The organism is Ruegeria sp. MALMAid1280 (genome assembly GCF_049195285.1).
Classification (GTDB): Bacteria; Pseudomonadota; Alphaproteobacteria; order Rhodobacterales; family Rhodobacteraceae; genus Ruegeria.
Genome location: NZ_JBMIRT010000049.1, coordinates 255,484 through 280,859, shown reverse-complemented (window position 1 = coordinate 280,859; position 25,376 = coordinate 255,484). Strand labels below are relative to the sequence as shown.

Genomic DNA, 25,376 nt, shown 5'->3' with positions numbered 1-25,376 from the left:
AGATCGCGCGAAACCACACGAGGGGCCCATGACCGCACGTTTCCAAGGCACCGCAGAATATGTTGCCACCGATGACCTGACGATTGCGGTAAACGCTGCCGTGACGCTGGAACGCCCCCTGCTGGTCAAGGGTGAGCCCGGCACCGGCAAGACCGAACTGGCCAAACAGGTGGCCGGTGCGCTGGGTCTGAAGATGATCGAGTGGAATGTGAAATCCACCACCCGCGCGCAGCAGGGTCTGTATGAATATGATGCGGTCAGCCGTTTGCGCGACAGCCAACTGGGTGACGAGCGCGTGCATGATGTGTCGAACTATATCCGCAAGGGCAAGCTGTGGCAGGCGTTCGATGCCGACGAAAAGGTTGTTCTGCTGATTGATGAGATCGACAAGGCCGATATCGAGTTTCCCAACGACCTGCTGCAGGAGCTCGATAAGATGGAGTTCCACGTCTACGAAACCGGCGAGACGATCCGCGCCCGGCATCGCCCCATCGTGATCATCACCTCGAACAACGAAAAGGAACTGCCCGACGCGTTCCTGCGCCGCTGCTTCTTCCACTATATCCGTTTCCCGGATGAGGCCACGATGCGCCGGATCGTCGAGGTACACCACCCCGGCATCAAGGATGCGCTTCTGACCACTGCACTGACCCAGTTCTATGAAATCCGCGAGACGCAGGGGCTGAAGAAAAAGCCTTCGACATCCGAGGTTCTGGACTGGCTGAAGCTGCTGCTGGCCGAGGACCTGACCTCCGAGGACCTCAAACGCGATGGCGCCAATGCCCTGCCCAAGCTGCATGGGGCGCTGCTGAAAAACGAACAGGACGTGCATCTGTTCGAACGTCTGGCCTTCATGGCGCGCGCCAAACGCTGAGGTTGTAGAACCTTCGGTGATCGCCGCTTGCCTTGGGCAGATCAGCCTGTCAGCATTGCAGGTAGCGGCCCGGTGCAATCGGGCTATGTATGACCGGACAAGACGGGGCAATCTGATTGGCTGACACTGTGACCATCCGCGCGTTGCGGTCCGAAGACCGCGCTGAATGGTCCGACATGTGGCGGGACTATCTGGCATTTTATGAAACGGCCGTGCCGGATGAGGTCTATGACACCACCTTTGCCCGTCTGCTGGGCGACGATCCGCATGATTTTTCGTGCTTTGTGGCCGAGGCCAACGGGCAACTGCTGGGTCTGACCCACTACCTGTTTCATCGCCACGCATGGAAAGTCGAATCCGTCTGCTATCTGCAGGACTTGTTTGCCCGACCCGAGGCACGCGGCACCGGCATCGGGCGGGCCCTTATCCAGGCGGTGTATGACGAGGCCGACCGGCAAGGCGCCCCCTCCGTCTATTGGCTGACGCAGGATTTCAACCACACGGCCCGCAAGCTGTATGACCGCATCGGCAAGCAGACCCCGTTCATCCGGTATCAGCGCCCATGACGCGATGGGCCGCCATCCTTGCCGCCTTGGCGATGGCAGGCTGCGCGGCGGTAGAGCCGATCGAGGTTCCGACCCGTGTTCAGGCGATTGAAGAAAAACTGCCGCCGACCAAGTCTTTCACCCGTTCGGCCCCGACGCCCCCTGGCCGCTCGAACACCAATATCGCAACCGATTTCGTCTCGTTGCATTTCGCGCTGGAGGGCGGCGCGCAACTGCCGGTGTTCACCCGGTTCGAAACCCCGATCACCGTGCGTCTGACCGGCGCCCCCACCCCGTCGATGCAGCGCGACCTGACCCGCTTGCTGAACCGCCTGCGCAATGAGGCCGGGATCAACATCCGCCAGGTCTCAAGCGGCACGGCCAACATCACCGTCGAGGCCGTCAGTCAGGAACAGATCCATGCCATCCTGCCGCAGGCGGCCTGTTTCGTGGTGCCGAATTCCTCAAGCTTCGAGGAATACCGCCGCGACCGGCGCAAACAGAAAAGCAGCTGGTCCCGCCTGCGCAGCCGAGAACGTCTGGGGGTGTTCATCCCCTACGACGTCAGTCCGCAGGAAAAGCGCGACTGCCTGCATGAAGAGATCGCGCAGGCGCTGGGGCCGTTGAACGACCTCTATCATCTCCCGGATTCAGTGTTCAACGACGACAACATTCACACCGTTCTGACCGGGTTCGACATGCTGATCCTGCGCACCGCCTATGCGCCCGAACTGCGCAGCGGCATGACCCGCGAACAGGTCGAAGCTGCCCTGCCCGGTATTCTCAGCCGCCTGAACCCGCGCGGAGACGCCCTGCCCGCACGGCCGGCTTCCGACACCCCGCGTGAGTGGATCAACGCGATTCAGAAATCTCTGCGGCCGACACGCGGGGCACAGAGACGTCTGAAAGACGCCCAAAAAGCCGCCCGGATCGGACAGGAACAGGGATGGACGGACCACCGCCGCGCCTATCCGTACTATGTGATGGGCCGCATGGAGCAGTTCGACAACCCGCAGAAGGCATTGCGCAACTACCAGACGGCCCTGCAATTCCTGCGCGCCACCCCCGGCACCGAGGTGCATCAGGCGTATATCACCACCCAGACCGCCGCCTATGCGCTGGCGCAAGGCAAGGGACCCGAAGCCCTGCCCGAGCTGAACAAGGCCATAGACGTGATGACACGCGCCGAGAATGCCTCGCAACTGGCGACGTTGCTGCTGCTGAAATCCGAAGCGCTCAACCAGGCAGGGAGGACCGCTCAGGCACGTTCCGTCAGGCTGGACAGTCTGGGGTGGGCGCGCTACGGGTTTGGCTCGGAAACGGTGGCCCGGTCGCTGATGCAGGATGTTGCGGAAGGGCCTCCCAACAACAACAGGGGCGGATAACGCATGGTCGTGGTATTGGGAATGGCGATACTGGGGGCAATCCTCGGGGCGCTGACGGCACGCAAACGCAATGGCAACACTGCCGACATGGCCCAATACGCCGCCGGCTATGGCATTGCCTTTGCGCTGGTCGGGCTGGTGCTGTCGCTGATCCTTGTAAGGTTTGTGGGGTAAGCGATGTTCCTGCCCTTTTTCGAAAACCTCCGCAAAGCTGGCATTCCCGTATCCTTACGCGAATACCTGACCTTTCTGGAAGGCATGAAAAAGGGTCTGGCCACCTATGATGTCGAGGCATTCTACTACCTCGCCCGCGTCTCGATGGTGAAGGACGAGCGTAACATCGACAAGTTCGACCGCGCCTTCGCCGCCAGTTTCGAGGGCCTGAACGAGATCAGCTTTGATCAGGTGCTTGAAGCGGTGGATATTCCCGCCGAATGGCTTGAGAAGATGGCCGAAAAACACCTCAGCGCCGAAGAAAAGGCCGAGATCGAGGCGCTTGGCGGATTTGACAAGCTTATGGAGACGCTGCAGGAGCGTCTGAAAGACCAGCAGGGCCGCCATCAGGGCGGCAACAAGTGGATCGGCACCGCCGGGACCTCGCCCTTCGGAGCCTATGGCTATAACCCCGAGGGCGTGCGTATCGGCCAGAAGGAAAGCCGCCATCAGCGCGCGGTTAAGGTCTGGGATAAGCGCGAGTTCAGGAACCTGGACGACACGGTTGAACTGGGCACCCGCAACATCAAGGTCGCCCTCAAACGCCTGCGCCGCTGGGCACGCGAGGGTGCGGCCGAGGAACTGGATCTGGACGGCACCATCCGCGCCACGGCCGAACATGGCTATCTGGACGTCAAAACCCGCCCCGAGCGTCACAACGCGGTCAAGGTGCTGCTGTTTCTGGACGTGGGCGGCTCGATGGACCCGCATATCAAGGTGGTCGAGGAGCTGTTCTCGGCCGCGCGGACCGAGTTCAAGCATTTGGAATACTACTACTTTCACAATTGCCTCTATGAAGGCGTCTGGCGCGACAACCGCCGCCGTTGGGATCAACAGACACCGACGCATGAGGTGCTGCGGACCTATGGCTCGGACTACAAATGTATCTTCGTCGGCGACGCCTCGATGAGCCCCTACGAGATCGCCTATCCCGGCGGTGCCAACGAGCACTGGAACCAGGAGGCCGGTCAGGTCTGGCTGCAGCGCGCACGGGATCAGTGGCCGTCGAACCTGTGGATCAACCCGGTGCCCGAGAAATACTGGGGCTACACCCATTCCATCGGCATGATTCAGGAGATTTTCGAGGATCGAATGGTGCCGATGACACTGGCCGGGCTGGAACAGGGGATGCGGGACCTGACGCGGTAACGCGACCCTCACCTGGGGTTAGGGCTTGTATGCGATCTGACTGACATAGGACATGAATCCGAAGAAGGTGTTTTTGTCCACCCGGTCCCGCGCCTCCTTCTTCAGCGCGGCTGCGGTCTCAGACCCCAATATCCCTTCTTCGAACATCCGGTCGGCGCCCCGGTCAATGACCGTCAGAAAATAGGTTGCGCCACCCTCGGCCACGTAACTGTGCCCCTTCCGCGCCCCTAGCCGGAATCCGAATTCGTCCAGCAACCCCGAGATCTGACGCATGATCCACAGATTGGTGACGTTCTGGTTGATCATAAAGCGGACAAGCTGATCCAGCGGGTCATAATCGGCAATCTGGGCTGTTGCGGTATCGTAATCCCCGTCGCAGATCGCCAACACACCGCCCGGTTTCAGCAACCGGTGGGCCTCGGCAAGAACCTCCCGCGGCTGGGGCACATGGCACAGCAAGGTATGCATCAGGATCATGTCGAACGACTCGTCAAGGAAACCGGTATTCTTGGCATCGCCAATTTCGAAGCTGAGCTGCGGATTGTCAGAAAACTGTTCCGTTGCGCGGGCGACCATGACCGGAGACGGCTCGATCCCAATAGCTGAGGTCGCCCCCGCCAGATGCAACAGGTCCTCGGTCACATGCCCGGTCCCCGACCCCATCTCAAGCGCCTTTGCTCCTGCCGAAAGGTTGATACCGGCAAGATACGCCCGTCTGATCGCCTTTTGCGCCGGTTCAAGGCAACGTGCCTCCATCGCGTCGGCGATGCGTTCCTGCATGTGCTTCTGTTGCGCGGCGAGATCGGAATAGGGATCGGACAAAGGGCAGCTCCTGATTAAATGTCCCTATCATACCTCACATTGGGGAAATGCTCACCTGCCGCGACCTATGTCGCGGCGAAACCCGAGCGTGCCGGGCAGAATACGCAGATTTGTGTTGCTCTGTCGTGTTGGCCAACCCATATCTAACCCATGCTTCGCCTGACCCCAATCCTGCTGGCCATCGCCTATGCCGTCGTGATGTACCGGATTTCCGTCTGGCGTACCCACCGGGAACTGGACGCGAAATCGACCGAACTGGCCGATCCGGCGCTGAAACGCATGACCGACCGGCTGGCGGCCGCGTTGGAGATCGACCGGGTGCCCGTCTATATCTACGAGATTGATCCGGTGAACGGGTTGGCAGCCCCGGACGGGCGGATATTCATCACCCGCGGGTTCTATCGCAAGTTCCGCAACGGAGAAGTCTCGGCCGAGGAAATGGCCAGTGTCATCGCGCATGAGCTGGGGCATGTGGCCTTGGGTCACGCGCGGCGGCGGATGATCGATTTTTCCGGACAGAACGCATTGCGGGCGGCGCTGATGATGCTGTTTGCCCGGTTCATTCCCTTTATCGGCGCGTGGATTGCCAACATGCTGACGCATCTTCTGGCCTCACGCCTGTCACGCGGGGATGAGTATGAGGCCGATGAATACGCCGCCGCTTTGCTGACCAAGGCCGGGATCGGGATCGGGCCGCAGAAATCCCTGTTTCACAAGCTGGAAGGCCTGACCCAGCAACGCGCCGGTGTGGTTCCGGCTTGGTTGATGAGCCATCCGAATACCGATGAGCGGATTGCAGCGCTGGAAGCGCTTGAACGGCGTTGGGGCGCGGGCGGATAGGTTGCGCCGCGAAGGGCAAGCCCGCCGCCATTGGCGTTCGAACCAATGGCGCTTCCAATGGCGGCTCCCCGAGATATTTTTGGCCAGTTGAAGAGGGATCCGGGTTTAAGCGGTGAGGGCTTTACCCAGACGTGGAAGGCGTGCCTTTTTCATCAGCGCGCGAAGGGTCCACTGGTCTCCGGACAGACGGTTGGCCTCGGCCAGGACGCGGTTGGCTGTTTCGGCCATGCCATCCGGATCTTGTTGCCAGAAACCCTGAAGCAGGCTGTCGGGGTCTCTGCGCTCAAGCCCTTCTTCCGACAGGATATTTCTAGGGAAATCCTTGGCGTTGACAGTGACGATGACATCCGCCGAGGCCGCAATGGCCGTTGCGAGAACATGAATGTCGGCGCTGTCGGGCAGCCAGAGGCGCTGTTCAACACCCGGTTGTGCCGCGCGTTCCGCATCAGGCCAGTGCGCCTGCGTCAGGGCGATTTCAGCGCGGGCCTGTGCCTCGCCATTCGGGCCCAGTTTGCGGGTGGCGCGGGCCCATTCTTCGAGGATTCGGGCGGACCAGATGGGGGTGAAGTGACCCAGCCGGGCGGCCCCCAGCAGCATCTCTCGCATCACCGTGGGATAGATGACGCAGGTATCCAGAACCGCCTTCACAGCCTATAGAACACAGCTTTGAGATAGCCGCTTTCGGCAAGTTGCGGCAGTTGCGGGTGGTCGGGGCCGGCAAAGCCGGTGTGGATCAGCTGTGCCTGCCGCCCTGCCCGGCCAATGCCGCGCGAAGAGGCATCGCGGAAACGGCCCAGATCGGCTGCGTGGGAACAGGAACACAGGCCGAGATAACCGCCGGGTTTCACCAGCGGCGCCGCCAACCGTGCGATACGTTCGTAGGCGCGAAGCCCAGCGTCCAGCGCCTGTTTCGAGGGCGCAAAGGCGGGCGGGTCGCAGATGACGACGTCGAACTCCGCGCCCTCTTCACCCAGTTGGGTCAGCACGTCAAAGGCATCGCCCTGCCGGGTTTGGAAGCGATCGGCGCAGCCAGAGGCCCGGGCGCCCTGTGCGGCCAATTCCAGCGCTGCGGCGGATCCGTCAACGGACAGGGCCTTCGCGGTCCCTCCGGCCAGCATCGCCAATCCGAACCCACCGACATGGCTGAACACGTCCAGCACCTGCGCGTCCGGCTGTACCAGCCTTGCAGCGAAGGCATGGTTGGGGCGCTGATCATAGAACAGGCCGGTTTTCTGGCCGCCTGTCAGGTCGGCCATATAGGTCGCCCCGTTCATCGGAACCGGCAGCGGTGCATCAGGCGCAGTGCCACGCAGGGTTTGGTTCTCATCGTCCAACCCTTCCAGCCCCCGTGTGCGGCCCGAAGCGTTTTTCAACACCGTCGTCACCCCGGCAACACGGACCAGGGCATCAGTCAGAATGTCCAGATGTGACTCGGCCCAGGCGGCGTTGGGTTGGATAACGCAGGCGTCTCCGAACCGGTCAATGATCACGCCGGGAAAACCGTCTGCCTCGGCGTGGATCAGTCGGTAATACGGCGCATCGAACAGACGCTCGCGCATCTCCAACGCGCGGCGCAGGCGGGTTTCGAACCATTCGGCGTTCAAATCGGCATCCAAGTCGCGATCCAGCACGCGACACATGATCTTGGACTCGGGGTTCACCGCGACCAGAGCGATCGGCGCGCGTTTTTCATCTTCAAGCACCGCCAAGGCTCCCACCGGGATTTTGCGGGTCCGGCGGTCGGTGACGATGTCATTGGCATAGACCCACGGGAAGCCATGGCGCAGGCCGCGCGCATTGGCTTTGGGTTTCAGGCGGATACGGGGGCGATCGATGGCTTGGGTCATGACGCCCTCATAGTGGTGAACGCGCCGGGGGGAAAGCCCTAGCGGGGCCGGGATCGCCACCCGCCGCGCCGTTTCGGTGCCTGGGCCGATTGCAGCCCTTCGGCCAGCACCTGTGTCATCGGATGGTCAGCCTCTTGCGCGGCGTAGATGGCGTGCAGCTCGGTCAGGGCCTGCTTTTGATCGCGCTCTGCCGGCAGGCTCAGCGCCCAGTCCAGAAAGATGCTGCGGCATTCGGGCAGCGTGATGCCTTCGATGCGATAGGCCTCTCGGATCAGGCCCTTGTGATCATTCGGATCGTCACTGCGCGGCATCTTTCCCCTCCCCGATCACGCTGCCGATGATCCCGGCGGCGGTGGTGTAACTGTCCTGCAAGGCGGCCTGAAGCTGTTCAACCTGTTCGAACCCGGTAGCGCGGCACAGGAAGGTCGCGCCGCCCTCGCCGATCTTGTCGGCCTCGATCACTTTGCCCGACAGCAACCGGGCCGCGCATTGCACCGACCAGCATAGAGCGTAGCATTCCTTCAGCGTCTGCGCCTGAGCGACGTCCAGCAAACCGGCAGCGACAGCACCGTCCAGCCCGGACTGCACGTCGCGCTGCGCAACGCCCGATAACAGCGCCCCGGTTTCCGCCACCAGTTCGATATCCATCATCCGGCCCGCGCCGTTCTTGGCATCCCATGTCCCGGCCGGAGATTTGGCCGCCGCCAGACGAACGCGCATCTCGGCCACTTCACGCAGGACCTTTTCGCGGTCTTCGGGCTGTTTCAGGAAATCGGCGCGGAAGGCTTCGATATCCTGTGCCAGCCCTTCGTTTCCGGCCACCACGCGGGCACGGGTCAGGGCCAGATGCTCCCACACCCAGGCTTCGTTCTGCTGATAGTTGGTAAAGCTGGCCCAACTGGTCGCCACCGGCCCCTGATTGCCCGAGGGGCGCAGGCGCATATCGACCTCGTAAAGCCGCCCTTGCGACATCGGCGCCGACAGCGCCGTGATCAGCGCCTGCGTGAACCGGGCATAATAGGTGCGCGAGGCCAGCGGGCGTGGACCGTCGGACATGTCCTGATCCTGCGGGTCGTAGATCACGATCATATCGAGATCGGACTGCGAGTTGATCCGCCCTGCCCCGATCGAGCCCATACCCAACACCGCTGCGCCACGTCCAGGTGCAGGTCCGTGCTTTTTGGCGAACTGTTCAGTCACGCAGGGCAGGATGGCGGCGATCACCGCGCTGGCCAGTTCGGCATATTGCTGCCCGGCCTGCGCCCCGTCGATCAATCCGCGCAGGTGATGAACACCGATGCGGAAATGCCATTCCTTGCACCAGCGGCGGGCGTAGTCGAGCTGCGTTTCATAATCCGCCTCCTGCCCTAACGCCTGTGACAGTTCAGCCTGCAGCACCACCTGCCCCGGCCAGTCGTCAAAGAAACTCCCGCCGATCACCGCGTCAAACACGGCGGCATTGCGCGACAGATGTCCCGCCAGCGCGTGCGAGGTGCCCACGATATCCACCAGCAGGTCGATCAGGTGCGGGTTGGCCTCGAACAGGGAAAACAGCTGCACCCCGGCGGGCAGCCCTGCAAGAAACCCATCCAGTGCCCTCAGCGCCTCATCCGGCTTTGCGGTTTTCGACAGGCGTGAGAGCAGCTCAGGCTTGAGGCGTTCAAAGATCCGCGCGCCGCGTTGCGAGCGTAGCGCCGGATAGGTGGGCCAGCGCGCCAGAACGCTTTGGTCGAACTCAGCCTCTTTTGCCGGTGCCGGGGTCGAGGAGCCGGGGGCAAAGAACCCTTCGGTCAGCTCATGCACCTCGGTCAGGCGGCGGGTCAGCTCGGCGGTCAGCTCGGCGCTGTCGATACCCATCAGACAGGCGACACGGTCGATCCCGTCCTGCGATTGAGGCACCTTGTGGGTTTGCGAGTCGTGGACCATCTGAATGCGATGTTCGACCTCACGATGGGCGCGGTAATGGTCGGTCAGCTTGTCGGCAACGTCCTGCGGCACCCAGCCTTTTTCCGCCAGCGCCGCCAGACCGGGCACCGTGCCGCGAACGCGCAGATCGGGGTCGCGGCCCCCGGCGATCAGCTGGCGGGTCTGGGTGAAGAACTCGATCTCACGGATACCGCCCTGCCCCAGTTTCATGTCATGGCCCGGAATGGCCAGCGTGCCACCGGTGCCCTTGTTCTCGCGAATGCGCAGGCGCATATCGTGGGCGTCCTGAATCGCGGCAAAATCCAGATGCCTGCGCCAGACAAAGGGGCGCAGAGTGTCAAGGAAACGCTGCCCGGCGGCCAAATCACCGGCACAGGGGCGCGCCTTTATATAGGCGGCGCGTTCCCATGTGCGGCCAAGGCTTTCGTAATACCGTTCGGCCGCCTCGGCCGCCATGCAGACCGGGGTCACCGCCGGATCGGGGCGCAAGCGCAGGTCGGTGCGGAACACATAACCATCGGCGGTCTTGTCGCTGAGCGTGGCGCAGAAGTTGCGCGTCGCCCGCACCATGCCGTGCCGTGCGTCGTAGAAATCATCCGGGTCAAAGCGGGTTTCATCGAACAGCACGATCAGGTCGATATCCGAGCTGTAGTTCAGCTCATGCGCACCCATCTTGCCCATCGCCAGGATGATCATCCCGGCGGCGGTTTCGACATCATCCGGCCCCATACCCGGCAGTTTGCCGCGCCGGATCAGTGCCGCGATCTCGGCCTTTGCCGCCACATCCGCCGCCAACGCGCCGAAATCGGTCAGCGCCGCAGTCACCTTCTCCAACGGCCATGCCCCGGCCAGATCGGCCAACGCGGTCAACAGCGCCATTTGCCGTTTTGCCCGTCGCAGGCCCGGTTTCAACTGATCCGGCGGCAGAGCTTTGGCCGCGTCCATGACGTCGGCCAGCGCCTGATCCGGTTGTTGCAGGGCCTGTGGCAACCAATCACGTTCACGCTCGATCAGACCTTTTAGATAGGGGCTGGACCCGGCCGCCCCGGCGATCAGTTCCCCCTGTTCGGGCATGAGGTCGGACACCGCGTTCAATGCTTCATCCCCCAAAGAGGTATCAAAGGCACGCGGGGCGCGGCGGATGGTCAGCGGGCCGGTCATTGCGCCTCCAACGGGGTATCCTGGCTGAAACTGTTGACCCAGACACCCAGGCGGCGCTCCCACAGCGAGGAGATCAGCATTGCCTCCCATCCCTCTGATCCGGGGCGCTGATAATCCGCGCGATAGGTCAACAACACGATGTCCGGAGTCAGAATTCGCAGTTTTGTCTCGCTCAGCTCATACCGGGCCATGGTCGGCGCATCGGCGAATTGCCCGACATGATCATCCCGATTGGCAAAACCGGTGGGGTACACCCCCAGGAAATCCGCGCTCAGCAGCGCCCGGTCGGCCGAGGCATTGCCATCAACCAGTGCAGCCCAGACCTGCTGTTCCAGATTGAGAATTTCGTCCAGCGCCGGAGGTGTCGTATCGTCAGTATTATGCATGTGCGAAACCTGCGCCTGATCCGGGGTGAGGTCAACCGAAGAACGCGCTGGCACACCCAATGTAAATCTTTTTCACATCGACCCCTTGCAACAGGCCGCGCGCTCCCCATCTTAACAATGTGAAAACAATTTACATCAACCCCGGAGACCACAAATGACTGCACTTTCCGACCACGCCGTCCCTGAAAACCCGGGATGGTTTTCCCGAGCCGAAGCTTGGATGGATGACAAGGGCAAAGGGGCCTGGATCGCCGCCATGGTCCTTGGGTTCATCTTCTTCTGGCCTGTTGGCCTCGCCCTTCTGGCTTACATGATCTGGAGCAAACGCATGTTCAGCAAATCCTGCAGCCGCCGCAAATCCTGGCACAGCCACATGAGCGCCATGAAGCCTTCGGGCAACAGCGCGTTTGACGCCTACAAGGCTGACACCTTGGCGCGGCTGGAGCGCGAGCAGCAGGATTTCGAGGCTTTCCTGCACCGCCTGCGCGAAGCCAAGGACAAGGCCGAATTCGACCAGTTCATGGATGAACGCGCCCGCGAAAACCGCGATGAGGCCGAAAACGGTGAACGCGCCTGATCCAACCTTGCCCTGTCCCGCGTTTCGGGACAGGGTCCCCACATCAACGACGCGGATTACATTGAATGACCCACTTGCCCGATCCAGACAGCCAACCCGAATTCTATCAATCGGTGGCCACGAAGCGCTTTGTCGCATGGCTCTTTGACATCGCCTTAATCTCGCTGCTGTGCATCGTGCCGGTTTTCCTTACACTCGGCGCGGGGCTGTTCTTTCTGCCGCTGATCTACGGCGTAATCAGTTTCGTCTACCGCGTCGTCACAATTGCCAACGGATCGGCAACGCTGGGGATGCGTTTCATGGGTATCGAATTGCGCGACGCCTTTGGCGCCCGGATGGATACGGGCAAGGCCGTGGCCCATACCGCAGGGTATTTTGTCAGCATGGCGTTCTTTGTGGTCCAGATCATCTCGGTCATCATGATGCTGACCAGCGCGCGCTGTCAGGGCCTGACCGATGCGTTTCTGGGCACCGTCATGATCAACCAGCGGGCATAAAAATCAGCCGATTGAATCACTTGGCGGCTCAGGGAACCGTTGTTATCATCCTATCTCAGGAAACACGGAACCTTCATGCGACACACGCTGCCAATCGCGCCGCAATTCTATGTGACGGCCCCCCAGCCCTGCCCCTACCTTGAGGGCAGGATGGAGCGTAAGCTGTTCACCGCCCTACAGGGCGAAGGCGCCGATCAGCTGAACAATTCCCTGTCGCAACAAGGGTTTCGCCGGTCGCAGAACGTACTCTACCGCCCGTCCTGCACCGATTGTGCCGCCTGCTTGTCGGCCCGCATCGACGTCTCGGCCTTTCGCCCCAGCAAAAGCCAGAAACGCGCCGCCAAGCGCAACGCCTACCTGCGGCGCCGGGCAAATTCGCCCTGGGCAACGGATGAACAATACGAGCTGTTCCGCCGCTATCTGGATACCCGCCACGCCGATGGCGGCATGGCCGACATGGACGTGTTCGAATTCGCCGCGATGATCGAGGAAACCCCGATCCGCAGCCGCGTGGTGGAATACGCCGACCCCGAAACCGGAAACCTGATCGCCGTCAGCCTGACCGACGTTCTGGATGACGGGCTGAGCATGGTCTATTCCTTCTATGACCCGGAACAGCCGCAAAACTCTCTGGGCACCTATATGATCCTCGACCACATCGACATCGCGCGCGAGGCCGGGCTGCCTTACGTCTATCTCGGCTATTGGGTGCCCGGCAGCCCCAAGATGGGGTACAAGGCGCGCTTTTCCGGCCTCGAGGCCTACATGCAGGGCAACTGGAACCGCGTCGACAATCCGGCTGCACTGGCGGATGCCAGCCATCACCCCTTGTCCACGGCCCCGATCGCCGAACAGGTCGCGGGCATCCAACTGCCCGACCGCCACCCGACCAAGGGCTGACTCCCATGCGCCAGAGCCTTTTTGCCGTCACCCTTGTGGTGCCGGATTACGATGCCGCCATCGCGTTCTACACCCGGACACTGAGCTTCACCCTGACACAGGACATTGATCTGGGTGGCGGCAAACGTTGGGTGCTGGTGACGCCTCCGGGTTCAGCCGGTGCCTCACTGTTGCTGGCCCGGGCTGACGGCCCGAACCAGATCGCCGCCGTCGGCAACCAGACCGGAGGCCGCGTCGGCTTCTTCCTGCAAACCGATGACTTCGACCGCGACCACCGCGAAATGCGCACCAGAGGGGTCCATTTCGAAGAAGACCCAAGACACGAACCCTATGGCACAGTCGCTGTGTGGCGCGACCCGTTCGGCAATCGCTGGGACCTGATCCAGTTCACCTGATCCGCTCTTCATCTGGCCAAAAATATCCCGGGGTTGAATTGGCCCCAGGCCAAGAAGGGGCTGGCCCCTTCCCCAAGGCACCAAAGCAAAGGGGGCCAAACGGCCCCCTTTTCCATTGGATCACAGCGATACATCAATTCGGGATCAGATCCGGCACAATGGTCACAATCGACGGGAAGAACCACAGGATCGCGATCCCCACCACCTGAATGATTACAAAGGGCACGATGCCGCGGTAAATATGCCCCGTCGTCACCTCTTTCGGCGCGACGCCCCGCAAGTAGAACAGCGCAAAGCCGAACGGAGGCGTCAGGAACGAGGTCTGCAGGTTCACCGCCACCATGATCGTCACCCATTTCGGATCAAACGATCCGCCATAGATCACCGGGCCCACGATGGGGATCACGATGTAGATGATCTCAAGAAAATCCAGCACGAAGCCCAGGAAGAACAGCACCAGCATCACGATCAGGAAGACCGTGAACTCGTTGTCAAAACTCTTGAGGAATTGCTGGATATAGTGCTCACCGCCGAACGAGATCACCACAAGGTTCAACAGCTGCGAACCGATCAGAATGGTAAAGACCATCGATGTCACCTTGGCCGTCTCGCGCACCACAGGGGTCAGAACCCCGCTCGAGAACAGGACCCAGCAGGCGTAGATCAGGCCGAACAGCGCATACAGATACGCTGCATAGGCGAGAACAAAGGCGATCCAGGTCTCGGCCGTGACGTTGCCCTGATTGACGCGAAGGTCGAAGTTCACACCCAGCACCAAACAGATGATGACCGCAAAGGTAGACCAGATGATCACCTTACCCGAGCGCTCCTGATCCTGCAGCTTGCGATAGGCCGCCAGCATGATCGCTCCGCCCGCCCCCAGCGCAGCCGCCGGTGTCGGGTTAGTGACGCCGCCGAGGATCGAGCCAAGCACCGCGATGATCAGAACCAGCGGCGGAAAGACCACCCGGATCAGGTCATTCGTCGAACATCGGATCGCCGCCTCCTTGGCCCCATAAATGGCCAGTGCAAACGGCAAAGCCAGCAACAGGAATGTGGCCCCGGACGAGGTTGTCGGCGCGATCAGCACCAAATCAACCAGCAGCATCAACAACAGACCAATGGTCCCGAGGATCAGCGGTTGCGGTGATTTCGACGGCGCAATACCACGGCCCATCAGCAGCGTCAGGCCCAGCAGCACCACAATCACCGCAACTCCATTGCCGATCGGAGCAGTCGCCGCAATCTTGGCATCCCGCGCGGCGGCGAGTTCCTCTTCGCTTAGGCGTGTTGCTGCAGACGTACCGCCCGCTTCGTCAATCACCTCTTGCTCGGCAACGGCCTGATCCCAGGCGGACTGACCGTGCAATTCGATCATCGACGCCTGACATTCCGCGGACACGTTGGTGCGCAACGAGGCGCCAGCCCCGATATCCGAGAAGGCAGATACATTGATGTTCTGACTGCCAATCACACCCGCACTGCCCAGCAGGACCACGCCGACAATCAGCGCAACCGGCGCACCCAGCAGCCAGGTCAGACCTTCGGCGCGGGTGATCGGCTCACCGCTTCCGCCCGTCATCTCAACCGCTGGTGCCTTTTCCGGGTTCAACAGCGCATATCCAAAGGCGTAAAGCGCATAGAGCAAGGCCAGCATGATCCCCGGCAGCAGCGCCGCCTGGAACAGCGTACCGACCGAGACCACTGCGGGCTCACCCAGATAGGTCAGCGCGTCCGTGCACCCTGCGTCAACCGCACGGGTTTCCTGCGCGGTGGAATACAGATCCCCCGCCAAAGTTCCCAGCAGAACGATCACGATCGAGGGCGGAATAATCTGCCCCAGTGTGCCCGAGGCCGCGATCACACCGGTCGCCAGCTCCGGCGAGTAGTTGTTGCGCAGCATGGTCGGCAGCGCCAGCAAGCCCATGGTCACCACTGTCGCGCCCACGATGCCCGTAGAGGCCGCCAGAAATGCCCCAACAACCACAATCGACACCGCCAGACCGCCCGGCAACGGGCCAAAGACGCGCGCCATTGTGGTCAGCAGATCGTTGGCGATCTTCGAGCGTTCCAGCGTAATGCCCATCAGCACGAACATCAGCACGGCCAGCAGGGTCTCGATGGATTGACCGGCCAGAACGCGTTCGTTGATACGGTTCACGATGAACGAAACATTGCGGTCCAGCGCGGTTTCCCAGCCTTGTACAAAGACCGGCTCACCTATCCTCGGTAAGTCGGGGTATCGGAACACGGACACGGTGTCAGGTTTGACCCCCGAATTGACCAGATCCCGATAGGCTTGTGACCCGGTATCAATCGCCTGGTGGATCAGCAGCCCGGCACTGTCCAGCGCCGCGATGATCCCGAACGAAATGATACCGGCCCCACCGATGGCAAACGCCACCGGAAAGCCGGAAAGGATGCCTCCGAAAAGGCAGAAGAATACGATAATGAGGCCTATCTCGACGCCATCAAGTCCGAATAGCATTGTCTTGGTCTCCGTCCTTAATGTGCGCCTTCGTAGGCTTCTTCGCCCTCACCAAGGGTGTCCTTGTCGAGGTATTTTCCAACGCTGTCCGGTCCTTCGACATATTCCAGATACGACCGGTACAGGAAGGCAATCGCGTGCAGGAACACCATGGCCGCAAAGGCGATCAGCAGGATTTTGAACAGGAAATAGGCGTTGAACCCGTTGGGGCTGAACCCGATGGTTTCCACGTTCCAGCGCAGGGCGCGCGATTTCATCACCAACCGATCCAGCGCATCACTGGCCGAGGGTTTTGGCACGATCAGGTGCCGCCACATGAAGTACCAGCCATACATCCATGTCAGCACGGCGATCGGCATCATGAACAACAACGATCCCAGCATGTCGACTACACGCTTGGCCCGGTGGCTGATCCCGGCATAGATCAGGTCGACCCGCACATGACCGCCCTGCACGAAGGTGTAGGTGCAGCACAGGCACACGACCATGGCATTATAGAGTTTCAGTTCCTCCGCATACCAACTGATGTCCTGGCTGAACGGAATGCCCAGACCAAAAGACATATCCGGCCGCGCAAACACCCGCTGCATGAACACGATAACGATTTGCTGAATCACCATCAGCAGGCCCGCCCAGGCAAAGAAGCGCCCGGTCGTGTTGGCGAATCCTTCAAGGACGCGCACCATCCCCCACATGAAACTGCGGTAATACAGCCCGATGGCCGTCAGAACCAGAAACAGGGTGAATACCACAAAGAAGAACTCGACCGATCCGCCATAGTAGACAAAGCGCATGATCGATTCTTTGTCCGACCAGTTCAGCCAGAGTTGCGGATGCGAGATGGCGTATCCGAAATTATAGAAGGCTTCGGCAATGTTCTGAACGAACCATACAAGTCCGTTCCACAGGGCGCCGAAGAACGAGATACCGTTTTCGTCCTGCATGTTGTCCCCAGGTCGTAGCGGTTGCACTGCTGTTATTTACGGCTTTGTCCGGACCGCGCCTGTGCAACGGGAAAGGTTTCCCCGCGATTGCGGGGAAACCAGTCTAGCATAGTTTCTGCGATTAGCCGCGAACGCGGTTGCGCTGCGTGGTGTAGACACCCGACGACAGGTCCAGCCAGCCAGCCGACGACGTCGAGGACGCCACTGCGCTGTCGTGGATTTTCTTGAACAGCTCGTCGCTCATGTTCTCGTCCAGCACTTCCTGGCTGGCCGCACCAAACGCATCCCAGACGCTGTCCGGGAATTCCATGACCTTGACGCCACCCGACTGCAGACGCTGCAGAGCGGCACCATTGTTGGCCAGAAACTGCGCCAGGTTCCACTGATGCGCTTCGCCCGCTGCGATTTCGATGATCTTCTGCTGCGCGGGGGTCAGGCTGTCGAACACGTCGCGGTTGGTTGCCAGCGACAGACCCGCATTCGGCTCGTGGAAACCGGCGGTATAGTAAACCTTGGTGATTTCCTGGAAACCGGCCTTTTCGTCGGCCCACGGACCGATCCACTCGGTGCCGTCGATCGCGCCCGAGGACAGCGCCTGATACACTTCCGATCCCGGAATGTTCTGCACCGACGCGCCCAATTTACCCAGCGCTTTACCGCCCAGACCCGGCATACGGAACTTTAGGCCGTTGAAGTCATCGGGGCTGTTAATCTCTTTCGAGTACCAGCCGCCCGCCTGCGCACCGGTGTTACCGGCCAGGAACGACTTCAGACCAAAGATCTGACCCAGTTCGTCATGCAGCTCCATGCCGCCATCCTGATAGTACCAGTTCACCATTTCCTGCGCGGTCATGCCGAACGGAACAGCGGTGAAGAAGGCATAGCCCGGGTGCTGACCAACAAAGTAGTAGTCAGCCGCGTGGTACATGTCGGCCTGGCCCGACGATACGGCGTCAAAAACCTCAAACGCGCCAACCAGTTCGCCGGCGGCTTTGATTTCAACGGTCAGGTTGCCATCGGACATCGCGGTGATGCTGTCAGCGCAGCGTTGCGCGCTGTCGAAAACACCAGCCAGACCACGACCCCACGACGTCACCATGGTCAGCGTGCGCTTACCCTGTGCATAAGCCGGAGCTGCCAGCGTGGTGGCAGCAGCTGCCGAGCCGCCCAGAGCAGATGTTTTCAAAAATGAACGACGATCCATATGAGTGTTCCTCCCCTACATATTCAAAACCCGGACAGAATCCGGGTGCAGTCGTTATCAGTGCGCGTCAGCTTAAACAGCGGATATTGAATGTGAATACCAACAACTACGTAGAGGGTTGGGTTTTTGAAAGCGAGACAGGTCATTTCCGTGGAAAATCCCTTTTGCAACCCACCTCTCGCGCTGCACATGCATGTGAACGTCCAAAGATTTTGCAATTCTCCGCAGTCTTGCGTATCGATTCGACCATGAGGGGATATCGGAACCTGATTTCGCTGACCTACGGCCAGAAACTGTCGTTGGTTGCTGCCATTCCGCTGGTTGTGGCGGTGGCAGCCATCGCCGTGCTGGTGACACATGAATCCCGCGCCACGGCTGAGCGCGAGATACAGGCGCTGGAACGCCGCCTGATCGAAGCCAAGAAAGAAGAGTTGAAAAACTATGTCACGCAGGCCCGGAACGGGTTTGCCTATATCTACGGGCGTGCTTCTCCGGATGACGCGATTGCAAAAAACCTCGTGACGCAAATCCTGTCGGCGATGATCTACGGAAAAGACGGGTTCTTTTTCGTCTATGACTATGACGGCAACAATCTGGTCAGCCCGCGCCAGACCCAGTTCATCAACCGCAACTGGGAAGGTCTGACGGACAGTGACGGCACCCCGGTTGTGGACGAGTTCATCAGCCTCGCCCGGCAAGGGGCCGGGTGGCACAGCTTCATGTGGCAGAAACCCTCGACCGGGGAAGAGGCGCAGATGATCGCCTATGTGGTCGGCCTGCAAGACTGGCAATGGGCCGTAGGTACCGGCGTGTTCATTGACGACATCGTGGCAACCGTCGCCAATGCCCGCGCCGAGGTCGAAGCCCGCGTCCAGCGCACATTCATGTATATCGGCGGCATCGTTCTTGCTGCAGTGCTGATTGTTTTTGCCTCGGGCATGTTGCTGAATGTCCGCGAACGGCGGCTGGCGGATGCCAAACTCAAGGAACTGACCCAGCGCGTATTCGACGCGCAGGAAGAAGAACGAGGCCGCGTGGCGCGCGAGTTGCATGACGGGATCAGCCAGATCCTCGTCGGTGTACGCTACGCGTTGGACAATACACGACGGCGGCTGGATCGGGGCGACGACGACGGTGCCCGTGCGCCCTTGGATAAAGGCATCGACCATCTCGGCACCGCCATCACCGAGGTCCGCCGCATCAGCCGCGACCTGCGCCCCGGCGTCTTGGACGATCTGGGACTCGGCCCTGCCCTGAAAACGCTGACCGACGATTTCCGCGAACGCACCGGGATCGAGACCGAGTTCACGACGGTGGTGTTCCGAAACCGGCTGGATCAGGACAGCAAGATCGCCCTCTACCGCATTGCGCAAGAGGCCCTGACGAATATCGAACGCCACTCTGGCGCAACGCGTGTTACAATTGATCTGCGCGGCCACAAAAAAGGTGCAACAATGCGCATCACCGACAACGGTCGGGGTTTGCCCAGCGGGCAGGATCAGGCCAGCAGCGGGATCGGGTTGCGCAATATGGAAGAACGGATCGCACAGCTTGACGGAACCCTGCGCATTCTGTCATCACGCGGACCGCGTGGTGGTACCGTGATCGAGGTCAGCCTGCCGCTCAGCCACCTGCTCCCGCCGCAGGAAGAGTCCTCTCCGAACCGAAAGGCCGGCACATGACAGTCCGAGTTCTGATCGTAGACGATCACCCAATGGTGGCCGAAGGGATTCAATCGATCCTGGAAAGCTATCCCGAAATCGCTGTGGTTGGCACGCTCGGCACCGGTCAGGAGGCTGTAGATCGGGCCGCCGATCTGTGCCCCGATGTCATCCTGATGGATCTGAACATGCCCGGTCTGGGTGGCCTCAGCGCGACCGAGATGATCCTCGAGCGCCTGCCCGACACCCGTATTCTGATCCTGTCGATGCATGACAGCCCGGAATACATCTCGACCGCACTCAGCCACGGCGCTAAGGGATATGTGCTGAAAGACGTCCCGACGGATGAGATCAAACAGGCCATCGACGCGGTGATGCGCGGCGAGCAATACCTGTGCACCGGGGCGAGCGGATCGCTGGAACCCAAGAAAGACAGCGCACGCGAAGCGCTTACGGGCCGTGAACAGACGATCCTGCTGGAACTGGCACAGGGCAAATCGAACAAAGAGGTCGCCCTGGCGCTGGAAATCTCGGTGCGCACGGTGGAAACCCACCGCAAGAACATCAAGCGTAAACTGGGGATTTCATCCACCGCCGGCCTGACCCGCTACGCTCTGGAACATGGGGTACTGCAAGGCACCAGCCCCGGCTTCTAGGCGCGCCCGCAGCGCGGCACGCGCTGCCCGGCCCAACCGGCGGAGATGCGCCGCAGGCGCATCGACAACGGGCGGGAGGGCCTACCCTCTCGGACGGATGTCCTGACCGAAAAACACCAGCGTGCCATCCTCGTCGATGACGTGAAACTCGCGCTGCTGGTAGGGCTGGTCGAAGGGCGGACGTACACGCCCCTCGGGCAGGTCCGCCAAACCCGGATGCAGGCTCTCATACAAAGCGTCGATCCCGTCCACATCGATATAAAATGACTGATCGTCTCCCAACGGACGGCCATCATCGCGCGGCGGGCATTCCAATAACCGGATGGCCACAGAACCCAAAGACAGGAACGCGTAGTTATCCTGCCGGAACCCGCAGGAAAACCCCAACCGGTCACAATAGAAATCAATCTGCTTCTGCAGAGAAGAACACAAAACAAATGGCGTAAGCTGCAAGATCTGAGGCACCATTCCCTCCGGCCGCTGAATAACACGGCCACAGCTTAACACATCTCAGTCCAGTAACTGGTCCTTTCTCTGCCCTTCCCGTTCGTGATGACGCGGCAACACCCGCCCATAAAGTTGCTGCGTGCGTTCAACACTGCCACACATCCCTTCGGCCTCGACAAACGAAAAAATCCCGACGTAACGGCTGCGTGCGCCCTCTACCGGAGCCACCCTGTGCAGCGCATATCTCCCTTTGAAAATCTGCAGGTCACCCGGCTGCAATTCCAGTTCCCGCACCCGCGACATGTTCCCGTCCAGAACGGACGCCACTTCCTTGAAGTTCTCATCCTCGGCGGTTCTCAGGTTCGGGACATATTCAAAGGTGCCACCAGTCTCACCGTTCTGGATAGCCAGCGTCACGGTGTAGTTGTTGGTGTCGAAATGCCAGGGAAAACCCTGCCCCTCTTCCACCACGTTGACGATCACATCGGCCAGCGGATCATCATAGCGAAAGAAACGATCCTCGCTCTCGTTCAGAGCGTCACGGATAAACGGCATAAAGCCTTCAAACTCATAGATACGACGCAACGGGCCGGTTCGCGGAAAGTTGTCGGCCGGAACAAATGCGTTCGAGCGGTCGTAAAAGCGGCGGATCGGGTGGCCGATCCCAAAGCTCGGATCGTCCTTGGTGAAATAGGCGTTTGTGCGATTGAAAGACCGGTGCGCCCGCGGCGCGACAGCGTCGGCCTCCCCGACCAGCGCCTCAAGCCCTGCCTCATGGACAAACCCCGGCAATACCGCGCACCCGTCCTCATCCAGGTCCCGCCGCAGATCCGAAATCATCTGGCCGTATGCGCGCGAGCCCGGGCAATCGATGGGATACCGACCAAGATCAACCAAATCCGCCAACATGAACCGCCTCCCTAAACACAATCGTTAGGATCAGCGTGCCGCAGCCGCCAGAGGCCCTCATGTCAGTTTAAGACATCGCCTTGACGCAAACTGACTAGTTCAAATTCAGATTCTCACTCTTCAGGCAGGTCGCAATTGGCGGAAATTCCCCGCCTGCGGCAATCTGCGCAATAAAATGTCGCAAAATCCGCCATTCGGGTCACAAAATTGGTACGATTGCCTGTTGACGCCCCGTCGCACCGCTCATAATGTCCCTGCACGCAAAAAAGGAGCCTCTGGCGATGAAAACGCTAGTCGTAATCGTAGGAACCACGCGCATGGGCCGGTAACGGTAAACCATATTCGAACCCATGCGCCTCCGAAAATCTCGGGGGCTTTTTTTTGGCAACACGCAAGACACATGTCGCGAACGGAGCAAAGCAGATGACACGTGAGATGACCGGCGCAAAGATGGTGGTTCAGGCCCTCAAGGATCAGGGCGTGGACACGGTATTCGGATACCCCGGTGGCGCCGTGCTACCCATCTATGATGAGATCTTTCTGCAAAATGACATCCGTCACATTCTGGTGCGGCATGAACAGGGTGCGATCCACGCGGCCGAAGGTTATGCCCGGTCGACCGGCAAGCCCGGCGTTGCATTGGTGACGTCTGGCCCCGGTGCCACCAATGCGGTGACCGGCTTGACAGATGCGTTGCTGGATTCGATCCCGATCGTGGTTTTGACCGGACAGGTCCCGACCTTCATGATCGGCTCGGACGCATTTCAGGAAGCCGACACCGTGGGCATCACCCGCCCCTGCACCAAGCATAACTGGCTGGTAAAAGACACGGATTCGCTGGCTGACACGTTGCACGAGGCATTCCACGTCGCCACCTCGGGCCGCCCCGGTCCGGTGCTGATCGACATTCCCAAGGACGTTCAGTTCGCCTCGGGTGAATACGCGCCGCCCAAACCGTCGACCTCGCACTATCAACCGGTTCTGAAGGGTGATCTGGAAGAGATCACCGAGCTGGTCGCTGCAATCGAGACGGCGAAAAAGCCCGTTTTCTACACCGGCGGCGGCGTCATCAACTCGGGCCCCGCAGCCAGCCAACTGCTGCGCGAACTGGTCGATGCAACCGGCTTCCCGATCACCTCGACCCTGATGGGTCTGGGTGCATACCCAGCCTCGGGCGAAAACTGGCTGGGCATGTTGGGGATGCATGGTCTTTACGAGGCCAATCTGGCGATGCATGACTGCGACCTGATGATCAATATCGGTGCGCGGTTCGACGACCGGATCACCGGGCGGATCGATGCGTTCTCGCCTAAGTCGAAGAAGGCGCATATCGATATCGACCCATCGTCGATCAACAAAGTGATCCGCGTGGACATCCCGATTGTCGGCGACGTGGCCCATGTGCTTGAGGATATTCTTAAGGTCTGGAAAGCCCGCGGTCGCAAAACAAATGCAGCCGCGGTTGCAAAATGGCAGGAGAAGATTGCCGAGTGGCGCAAGGTCAATTGTCTGGCCTACACCAACAGCGAAAAGACGATCAAACCGCAATACGCGCTGCAACGTCTTGAAGAGCTGACGAAAAAGCATGATCGCTACATCACCACCGAGGTTGGCCAGCATCAAATGTGGGCCGCGCAGTATCTGAGTTTCGAAGACCCCAATCGATGGATGACGTCTGGCGGTCTGGGCACGATGGGCTATGGCACCCCGGCATCGATCGGCGTGCAGATGGCGCATCCGGATGCGCTGGTGATCAACGTCGCCGGTGAGGCCTCGTGGCTGATGAACATGCAAGAAATGGGCACCGCGGTTCAGTATCGCCTGCCGGTGAAACAGTTCATCCTGAACAACGAACGTCTGGGGATGGTCCGCCAATGGCAGGAATTGCTGCATGGCGAGCGGTATTCGCATTCCTGGTCCGAGGCCCTGCCCGATTTCGTCAAACTTGCCGAGGCGTTTGGGGCCAAGGGTATCCTGTGCTCGGACCCTGCCGATCTGGATGACGCGATCATGGAGATGATCAACTATGACGGTCCGGTGATCTTTGACTGTCTGGTTGAAAAGCACGAAAACTGCTTCCCCATGATTCCGTCGGGCAAGGCACATAACGAGATGCTGCTGGGTGAAGCCGAAACGCAGGGCGTAATCGATTCCAAAGGGTCGGTTCTGGTATGAGGACAATCCGTTTCGCAAAAATCGGCATGGCACTGATTGGCGCGACCCTAATCACCGGTTGCTTTGGCCCCAGTTCCCAAAGCCTGCAAGCTGACCCGGATGCCGAACCCACTCTGGAGGCTTCGAGAACAGTCTTTTCGGGCCGAACGAGGGTGACCTATAACCCGTGGTACGGAACACAAATCGAGTACCACCGGCCGGATGGGCGCAGCTTTCTTTGGTTCCCGGGGAATACGGCACCGGTTCCCGCGAATTGGGAAGTTCGACCGCACGGATTTAGCGGGCATGAGATTTGCTGGCAGTATCCTTCGACTTCTCGAAATTCCGTCACAGGTGCTAGAGGGGGAAAATGGGAATGCTATCCTGATCTCGTATATAATCAGGATCTTACGGCATCTCTGAAAGGCGATCCATTCGGGTTGGCCGCATCGAAAGTGCCGTTCCTCATACCGAATAAACGCGAGTACTCTGCGGAACAACTCATGATCGACGCAAAACGCGATCCGTCAAAATTGCAGTATGTTTACAGGAAGAAATAATCATGTCTGCCCTACATATCAAAAAAGGCGCCAGCCGCCATTCGGCCTATAACCTACGCCCCACCTTTTCGGACGTTCAGGAACGCCACACCATCGCCGTTCTGGTCGAGAATGAGCCGGGCGTTCTGGCCCGTGTGATCGGGTTGTTCTCGGGCCGTGGCTATAACATCGAAAGCCTGACCGTGGCCGAGGTGGACCATACTGGCCACCTCAGCCGCATTACCATCGTCACCACCGGCACCCCGCAGGTGATCGAGCAGATCAAGGCTCAGCTTGGTCGAATTGTCCCGGTGCACGAGGTCCACGACCTGACCGTCGAAGGCCCCGCCGTTGAACGCGAGCTGGCCATTATAAAGGTTGTCGGTGCGGGCGACAAACGGGTCGAAGCGCTGCGTCTGGCCGATATTTTCCGCGCCAATGTGGTCGACAGCACGTTGAACTCTTTCATCTTCGAAATCACCGGCGCACCGGACAAGATCGACGCTTTTGCCGATTTGATGCGCCCGCTGGGCCAGGTCGAAGTGGCCCGCACTGGCGTTGCGGCCCTGCTGCGCGGCGAGTAAGTACTGCCCCCACCCTGTCGACGCGTTCGGCACGGGTGGGGAAACTCCGGTTTGCCCGCCGAATTTGGCCGCCTTCACCGTCCCCGGTGCAATACAGCCCAAAAAGATCACGCAAAACAGGATAAAGCCTATTGCGTTTGCAGCATTGAACGTTAGCCTCGGATTTAGACGCGGTGTTGGGATGCGCCCGTTCGTGTCATCTGTACGATTTCGACGTTGAGCCGACCTCTTGGTCGATCATGTTACGTATATCGAAACAAGTCGCAGGAACCT

General features: G+C 60.3%; 25 protein-coding genes. 14 read left to right on the top strand and 11 right to left on the bottom strand.

Going from position 1 to position 25,376, the window contains the following annotated elements; all coding sequences use genetic code 11:
• Window positions 1–28 precede the first annotated feature (28 nt).
• The 5 genes from ACOQFT_RS13175 to ACOQFT_RS13155 all read left to right on the top strand — a co-directional run bounded on the left by ACOQFT_RS13175 (window position 29) and on the right by ACOQFT_RS13155 (window position 4,166).
• Entirely contained in the window at window positions 29–874 is an 846-nt protein-coding gene (locus tag ACOQFT_RS13175) for an AAA family ATPase (protein WP_170671843.1), read from the top strand.
• Between the two features lie 116 nt (window positions 875–990).
• Window positions 991–1,440, top strand: a complete 450-nt coding sequence (locus tag ACOQFT_RS13170) for a GNAT family N-acetyltransferase (protein ID WP_421598361.1) — start codon at window positions 991–993, stop codon at window positions 1,438–1,440.
• The gene (locus ACOQFT_RS13165) at window positions 1,437–2,804 is read left to right on the top strand and encodes a DUF2927 domain-containing protein (protein ID WP_421598360.1); all 1,368 of its coding nucleotides are present in this window, start codon (window positions 1,437–1,439) and stop codon (window positions 2,802–2,804) included. Before ACOQFT_RS13170 ends, ACOQFT_RS13165 begins: the two co-directional genes overlap by 4 nt.
• Window positions 2,805–2,807: 3 nt before the next feature.
• On the top strand, window positions 2,808–2,978 hold the full coding sequence (locus tag ACOQFT_RS13160) for a hypothetical protein (RefSeq protein ID WP_421598359.1): 171 nt from the start codon (window positions 2,808–2,810) through the stop codon (window positions 2,976–2,978).
• 3 nt (window positions 2,979–2,981) lie between these two features.
• The gene (locus ACOQFT_RS13155; protein WP_421598358.1) at window positions 2,982–4,166 is read left to right on the top strand and encodes a vWA domain-containing protein; all 1,185 of its coding nucleotides are present in this window, start codon (window positions 2,982–2,984) and stop codon (window positions 4,164–4,166) included.
• 18 nt (window positions 4,167–4,184) lie between these two features.
• Here the strand turns inward: ACOQFT_RS13155 and ACOQFT_RS13150 are convergent, their stop codons facing one another.
• The gene (locus tag ACOQFT_RS13150) at window positions 4,185–4,988 is read right to left on the bottom strand and encodes a methyltransferase domain-containing protein (RefSeq protein ID WP_421598357.1); all 804 of its coding nucleotides are present in this window, start codon (window positions 4,986–4,988) and stop codon (window positions 4,185–4,187) included.
• 150 nt (window positions 4,989–5,138) lie between these two features.
• On the opposite strand from ACOQFT_RS13150, the gene ACOQFT_RS13145 reads away from it, so the two are divergent.
• Window positions 5,139–5,828, top strand: a complete 690-nt coding sequence (locus ACOQFT_RS13145) for a M48 family metallopeptidase (protein ID WP_421598356.1) — start codon at window positions 5,139–5,141, stop codon at window positions 5,826–5,828.
• Window positions 5,829–5,933: 105 nt separating this feature from the next.
• Here the strand turns inward: ACOQFT_RS13145 and ACOQFT_RS13140 are convergent, their stop codons facing one another.
• From ACOQFT_RS13140 to ACOQFT_RS13120, 5 genes are read right to left on the bottom strand one after another with little or no spacing between them, the layout of a single operon-like run.
• Window positions 5,934–6,476: an RSP_2648 family PIN domain-containing protein gene (locus tag ACOQFT_RS13140; RefSeq protein ID WP_421598355.1), complete on the bottom strand. Its 543-nt coding sequence runs from the start codon at window positions 6,474–6,476 to the stop codon at window positions 5,934–5,936.
• Complete coding sequence (locus ACOQFT_RS13135; protein ID WP_421598354.1) at window positions 6,473–7,675, bottom strand: RSP_2647 family RNA methyltransferase; 1,203 nt, start codon at window positions 7,673–7,675, stop codon at window positions 6,473–6,475. The genes ACOQFT_RS13140 and ACOQFT_RS13135 overlap by 4 nt, the downstream gene beginning before the upstream one ends.
• A 38-nt stretch (window positions 7,676–7,713) precedes the next feature.
• Window positions 7,714–7,986, bottom strand: coding sequence for a hypothetical protein (locus ACOQFT_RS13130; protein WP_421598353.1), 273 nt, complete (start codon window positions 7,984–7,986; stop codon window positions 7,714–7,716).
• A complete protein-coding gene (locus ACOQFT_RS13125; protein WP_421598352.1) occupies window positions 7,973–10,762 on the bottom strand; it encodes a glutamine-synthetase adenylyltransferase in 2,790 nt (929 codons plus the stop codon). Before ACOQFT_RS13125 ends, ACOQFT_RS13130 begins: the two co-directional genes overlap by 14 nt.
• Window positions 10,759–11,148, bottom strand: a complete 390-nt coding sequence (locus ACOQFT_RS13120) for a DUF4440 domain-containing protein (protein ID WP_421598351.1) — start codon at window positions 11,146–11,148, stop codon at window positions 10,759–10,761. The genes ACOQFT_RS13125 and ACOQFT_RS13120 overlap by 4 nt, the downstream gene beginning before the upstream one ends.
• 154 nt (window positions 11,149–11,302) lie before the next feature.
• On the opposite strand from ACOQFT_RS13120, the gene ACOQFT_RS13115 reads away from it, so the two are divergent.
• The 4 genes from ACOQFT_RS13115 to ACOQFT_RS13100 all read left to right on the top strand — a co-directional run bounded on the left by ACOQFT_RS13115 (window position 11,303) and on the right by ACOQFT_RS13100 (window position 13,517).
• Window positions 11,303–11,725 carry a DUF2852 domain-containing protein gene (locus ACOQFT_RS13115; RefSeq protein WP_421598350.1) on the top strand — a complete coding sequence of 141 codons (423 nt, stop codon included), beginning with the start codon at window positions 11,303–11,305 and terminating at the stop codon, window positions 11,723–11,725.
• Window positions 11,726–11,790: 65 nt separating this feature from the next.
• On the top strand, window positions 11,791–12,222 hold the full coding sequence (locus tag ACOQFT_RS13110) for an RDD family protein (protein ID WP_170671863.1): 432 nt from the start codon (window positions 11,791–11,793) through the stop codon (window positions 12,220–12,222).
• A 75-nt stretch (window positions 12,223–12,297) separates the two neighbouring features.
• On the top strand, window positions 12,298–13,122 hold the full coding sequence (locus ACOQFT_RS13105; RefSeq protein ID WP_421598349.1) for an arginyltransferase: 825 nt from the start codon (window positions 12,298–12,300) through the stop codon (window positions 13,120–13,122).
• Window positions 13,123–13,127: 5 nt separating this feature from the next.
• Window positions 13,128–13,517 (top strand): VOC family protein, encoded by a 390-nt coding sequence (locus tag ACOQFT_RS13100; protein WP_421598348.1) that lies wholly within the window; start codon window positions 13,128–13,130, stop codon window positions 13,515–13,517.
• Window positions 13,518–13,650: 133 nt separating this feature from the next.
• On the opposite strand, the gene ACOQFT_RS13095 is transcribed toward ACOQFT_RS13100, so the two are convergent.
• The 3 genes from ACOQFT_RS13095 to ACOQFT_RS13085 form a co-directional block, all read right to left on the bottom strand.
• A complete protein-coding gene (locus ACOQFT_RS13095; protein WP_421598347.1) occupies window positions 13,651–16,005 on the bottom strand; it encodes a TRAP transporter large permease in 2,355 nt (784 codons plus the stop codon).
• A gap of 17 nt (window positions 16,006–16,022) precedes the next feature.
• The gene (locus tag ACOQFT_RS13090; RefSeq protein WP_421598346.1) at window positions 16,023–16,949 is read right to left on the bottom strand and encodes a TRAP transporter small permease subunit; all 927 of its coding nucleotides are present in this window, start codon (window positions 16,947–16,949) and stop codon (window positions 16,023–16,025) included.
• A 121-nt stretch (window positions 16,950–17,070) separates the two neighbouring features.
• The gene (locus tag ACOQFT_RS13085) at window positions 17,071–18,153 is read right to left on the bottom strand and encodes a TRAP transporter substrate-binding protein (RefSeq protein ID WP_421598345.1); all 1,083 of its coding nucleotides are present in this window, start codon (window positions 18,151–18,153) and stop codon (window positions 17,071–17,073) included.
• A 248-nt stretch (window positions 18,154–18,401) separates the two neighbouring features.
• Between ACOQFT_RS13085 and ACOQFT_RS13080 the strand changes: the two genes are divergently transcribed.
• Both ACOQFT_RS13080 and ACOQFT_RS13075 read left to right on the top strand, forming a co-directional pair.
• Window positions 18,402–19,835 (top strand): cache domain-containing protein, encoded by a 1,434-nt coding sequence (locus ACOQFT_RS13080; RefSeq protein WP_421598344.1) that lies wholly within the window; start codon window positions 18,402–18,404, stop codon window positions 19,833–19,835.
• Window positions 19,832–20,470 (top strand): response regulator, encoded by a 639-nt coding sequence (locus tag ACOQFT_RS13075; protein ID WP_421598343.1) that lies wholly within the window; start codon window positions 19,832–19,834, stop codon window positions 20,468–20,470. Before ACOQFT_RS13080 ends, ACOQFT_RS13075 begins: the two co-directional genes overlap by 4 nt.
• A gap of 81 nt (window positions 20,471–20,551) precedes the next feature.
• On the opposite strand, the gene ACOQFT_RS13070 is transcribed toward ACOQFT_RS13075, so the two are convergent.
• On the bottom strand, window positions 20,552–20,935 hold the full coding sequence (locus ACOQFT_RS13070; protein WP_421598342.1) for a bleomycin resistance protein: 384 nt from the start codon (window positions 20,933–20,935) through the stop codon (window positions 20,552–20,554).
• 45 nt (window positions 20,936–20,980) lie between these two features.
• Window positions 20,981–21,826 (bottom strand): HalD/BesD family halogenase, encoded by an 846-nt coding sequence (locus ACOQFT_RS13065; protein ID WP_421598341.1) that lies wholly within the window; start codon window positions 21,824–21,826, stop codon window positions 20,981–20,983.
• Between the two features lie 423 nt (window positions 21,827–22,249).
• Here ACOQFT_RS13065 and ACOQFT_RS13060 point away from each other — a divergent pair, with 423 nt between their 5' ends.
• Together ACOQFT_RS13060 and ilvN are read left to right on the top strand one after the other, a co-directional pair.
• Complete coding sequence (locus ACOQFT_RS13060; RefSeq protein ID WP_421598340.1) at window positions 22,250–24,001, top strand: acetolactate synthase 3 large subunit; 1,752 nt, start codon at window positions 22,250–22,252, stop codon at window positions 23,999–24,001.
• Between the two features lie 541 nt (window positions 24,002–24,542).
• Window positions 24,543–25,103: an acetolactate synthase small subunit gene (ilvN, locus tag ACOQFT_RS13055; RefSeq protein WP_421598339.1), complete on the top strand. Its 561-nt coding sequence runs from the start codon at window positions 24,543–24,545 to the stop codon at window positions 25,101–25,103.
• Window positions 25,104–25,376: the final 273 nt, after the last annotated feature.

Bases quoted from the DNA above. Each gene is read 5' to 3' on its own strand.
- ACOQFT_RS13135 (WP_421598354.1), bottom strand. From the start codon at position 7,675: ATGACCCAAGCCATCGATCGCCCCCGTATCCGCCTGAAACCCAAAGCC.
- ACOQFT_RS13125 (WP_421598352.1), bottom strand. From the start codon at position 10,762: ATGACCGGCCCGCTGACCATCCGCCGCGCCCCGCGTGCCTTTGATACC.
- ACOQFT_RS13145 (WP_421598356.1), top strand. From the start codon at position 5,139: ATGCTTCGCCTGACCCCAATCCTGCTGGCCATCGCCTATGCCGTCGTG.
- ACOQFT_RS13175 (WP_170671843.1), top strand. From the start codon at position 29: ATGACCGCACGTTTCCAAGGCACCGCAGAATATGTTGCCACCGATGAC.
- ACOQFT_RS13155 (WP_421598358.1), top strand. From the start codon at position 2,982: ATGTTCCTGCCCTTTTTCGAAAACCTCCGCAAAGCTGGCATTCCCGTA.
- ACOQFT_RS13100 (WP_421598348.1), top strand. From the start codon at position 13,128: ATGCGCCAGAGCCTTTTTGCCGTCACCCTTGTGGTGCCGGATTACGAT.
- ACOQFT_RS13095 (WP_421598347.1), bottom strand. From the start codon at position 16,005: ATGCTATTCGGACTTGATGGCGTCGAGATAGGCCTCATTATCGTATTC.
- ACOQFT_RS13160 (WP_421598359.1), top strand. From the start codon at position 2,808: ATGGTCGTGGTATTGGGAATGGCGATACTGGGGGCAATCCTCGGGGCG.
- ACOQFT_RS13130 (WP_421598353.1), bottom strand. From the start codon at position 7,986: ATGCCGCGCAGTGACGATCCGAATGATCACAAGGGCCTGATCCGAGAG.
- ilvN (WP_421598339.1), top strand. From the start codon at position 24,543: ATGTCTGCCCTACATATCAAAAAAGGCGCCAGCCGCCATTCGGCCTAT.
- ACOQFT_RS13060 (WP_421598340.1), top strand. From the start codon at position 22,250: ATGACACGTGAGATGACCGGCGCAAAGATGGTGGTTCAGGCCCTCAAG.
- ACOQFT_RS13090 (WP_421598346.1), bottom strand. From the start codon at position 16,949: ATGCAGGACGAAAACGGTATCTCGTTCTTCGGCGCCCTGTGGAACGGA.
- ACOQFT_RS13085 (WP_421598345.1), bottom strand. From the start codon at position 18,153: ATGGATCGTCGTTCATTTTTGAAAACATCTGCTCTGGGCGGCTCGGCA.
- ACOQFT_RS13065 (WP_421598341.1), bottom strand. From the start codon at position 21,826: ATGTTGGCGGATTTGGTTGATCTTGGTCGGTATCCCATCGATTGCCCG.
- ACOQFT_RS13105 (WP_421598349.1), top strand. From the start codon at position 12,298: ATGCGACACACGCTGCCAATCGCGCCGCAATTCTATGTGACGGCCCCC.
- ACOQFT_RS13080 (WP_421598344.1), top strand. From the start codon at position 18,402: ATGAGGGGATATCGGAACCTGATTTCGCTGACCTACGGCCAGAAACTG.
- ACOQFT_RS13165 (WP_421598360.1), top strand. From the start codon at position 1,437: ATGACGCGATGGGCCGCCATCCTTGCCGCCTTGGCGATGGCAGGCTGC.
- ACOQFT_RS13115 (WP_421598350.1), top strand. From the start codon at position 11,303: ATGACTGCACTTTCCGACCACGCCGTCCCTGAAAACCCGGGATGGTTT.
- ACOQFT_RS13110 (WP_170671863.1), top strand. From the start codon at position 11,791: ATGACCCACTTGCCCGATCCAGACAGCCAACCCGAATTCTATCAATCG.
- ACOQFT_RS13120 (WP_421598351.1), bottom strand. From the start codon at position 11,148: ATGCATAATACTGACGATACGACACCTCCGGCGCTGGACGAAATTCTC.
- ACOQFT_RS13075 (WP_421598343.1), top strand. From the start codon at position 19,832: ATGACAGTCCGAGTTCTGATCGTAGACGATCACCCAATGGTGGCCGAA.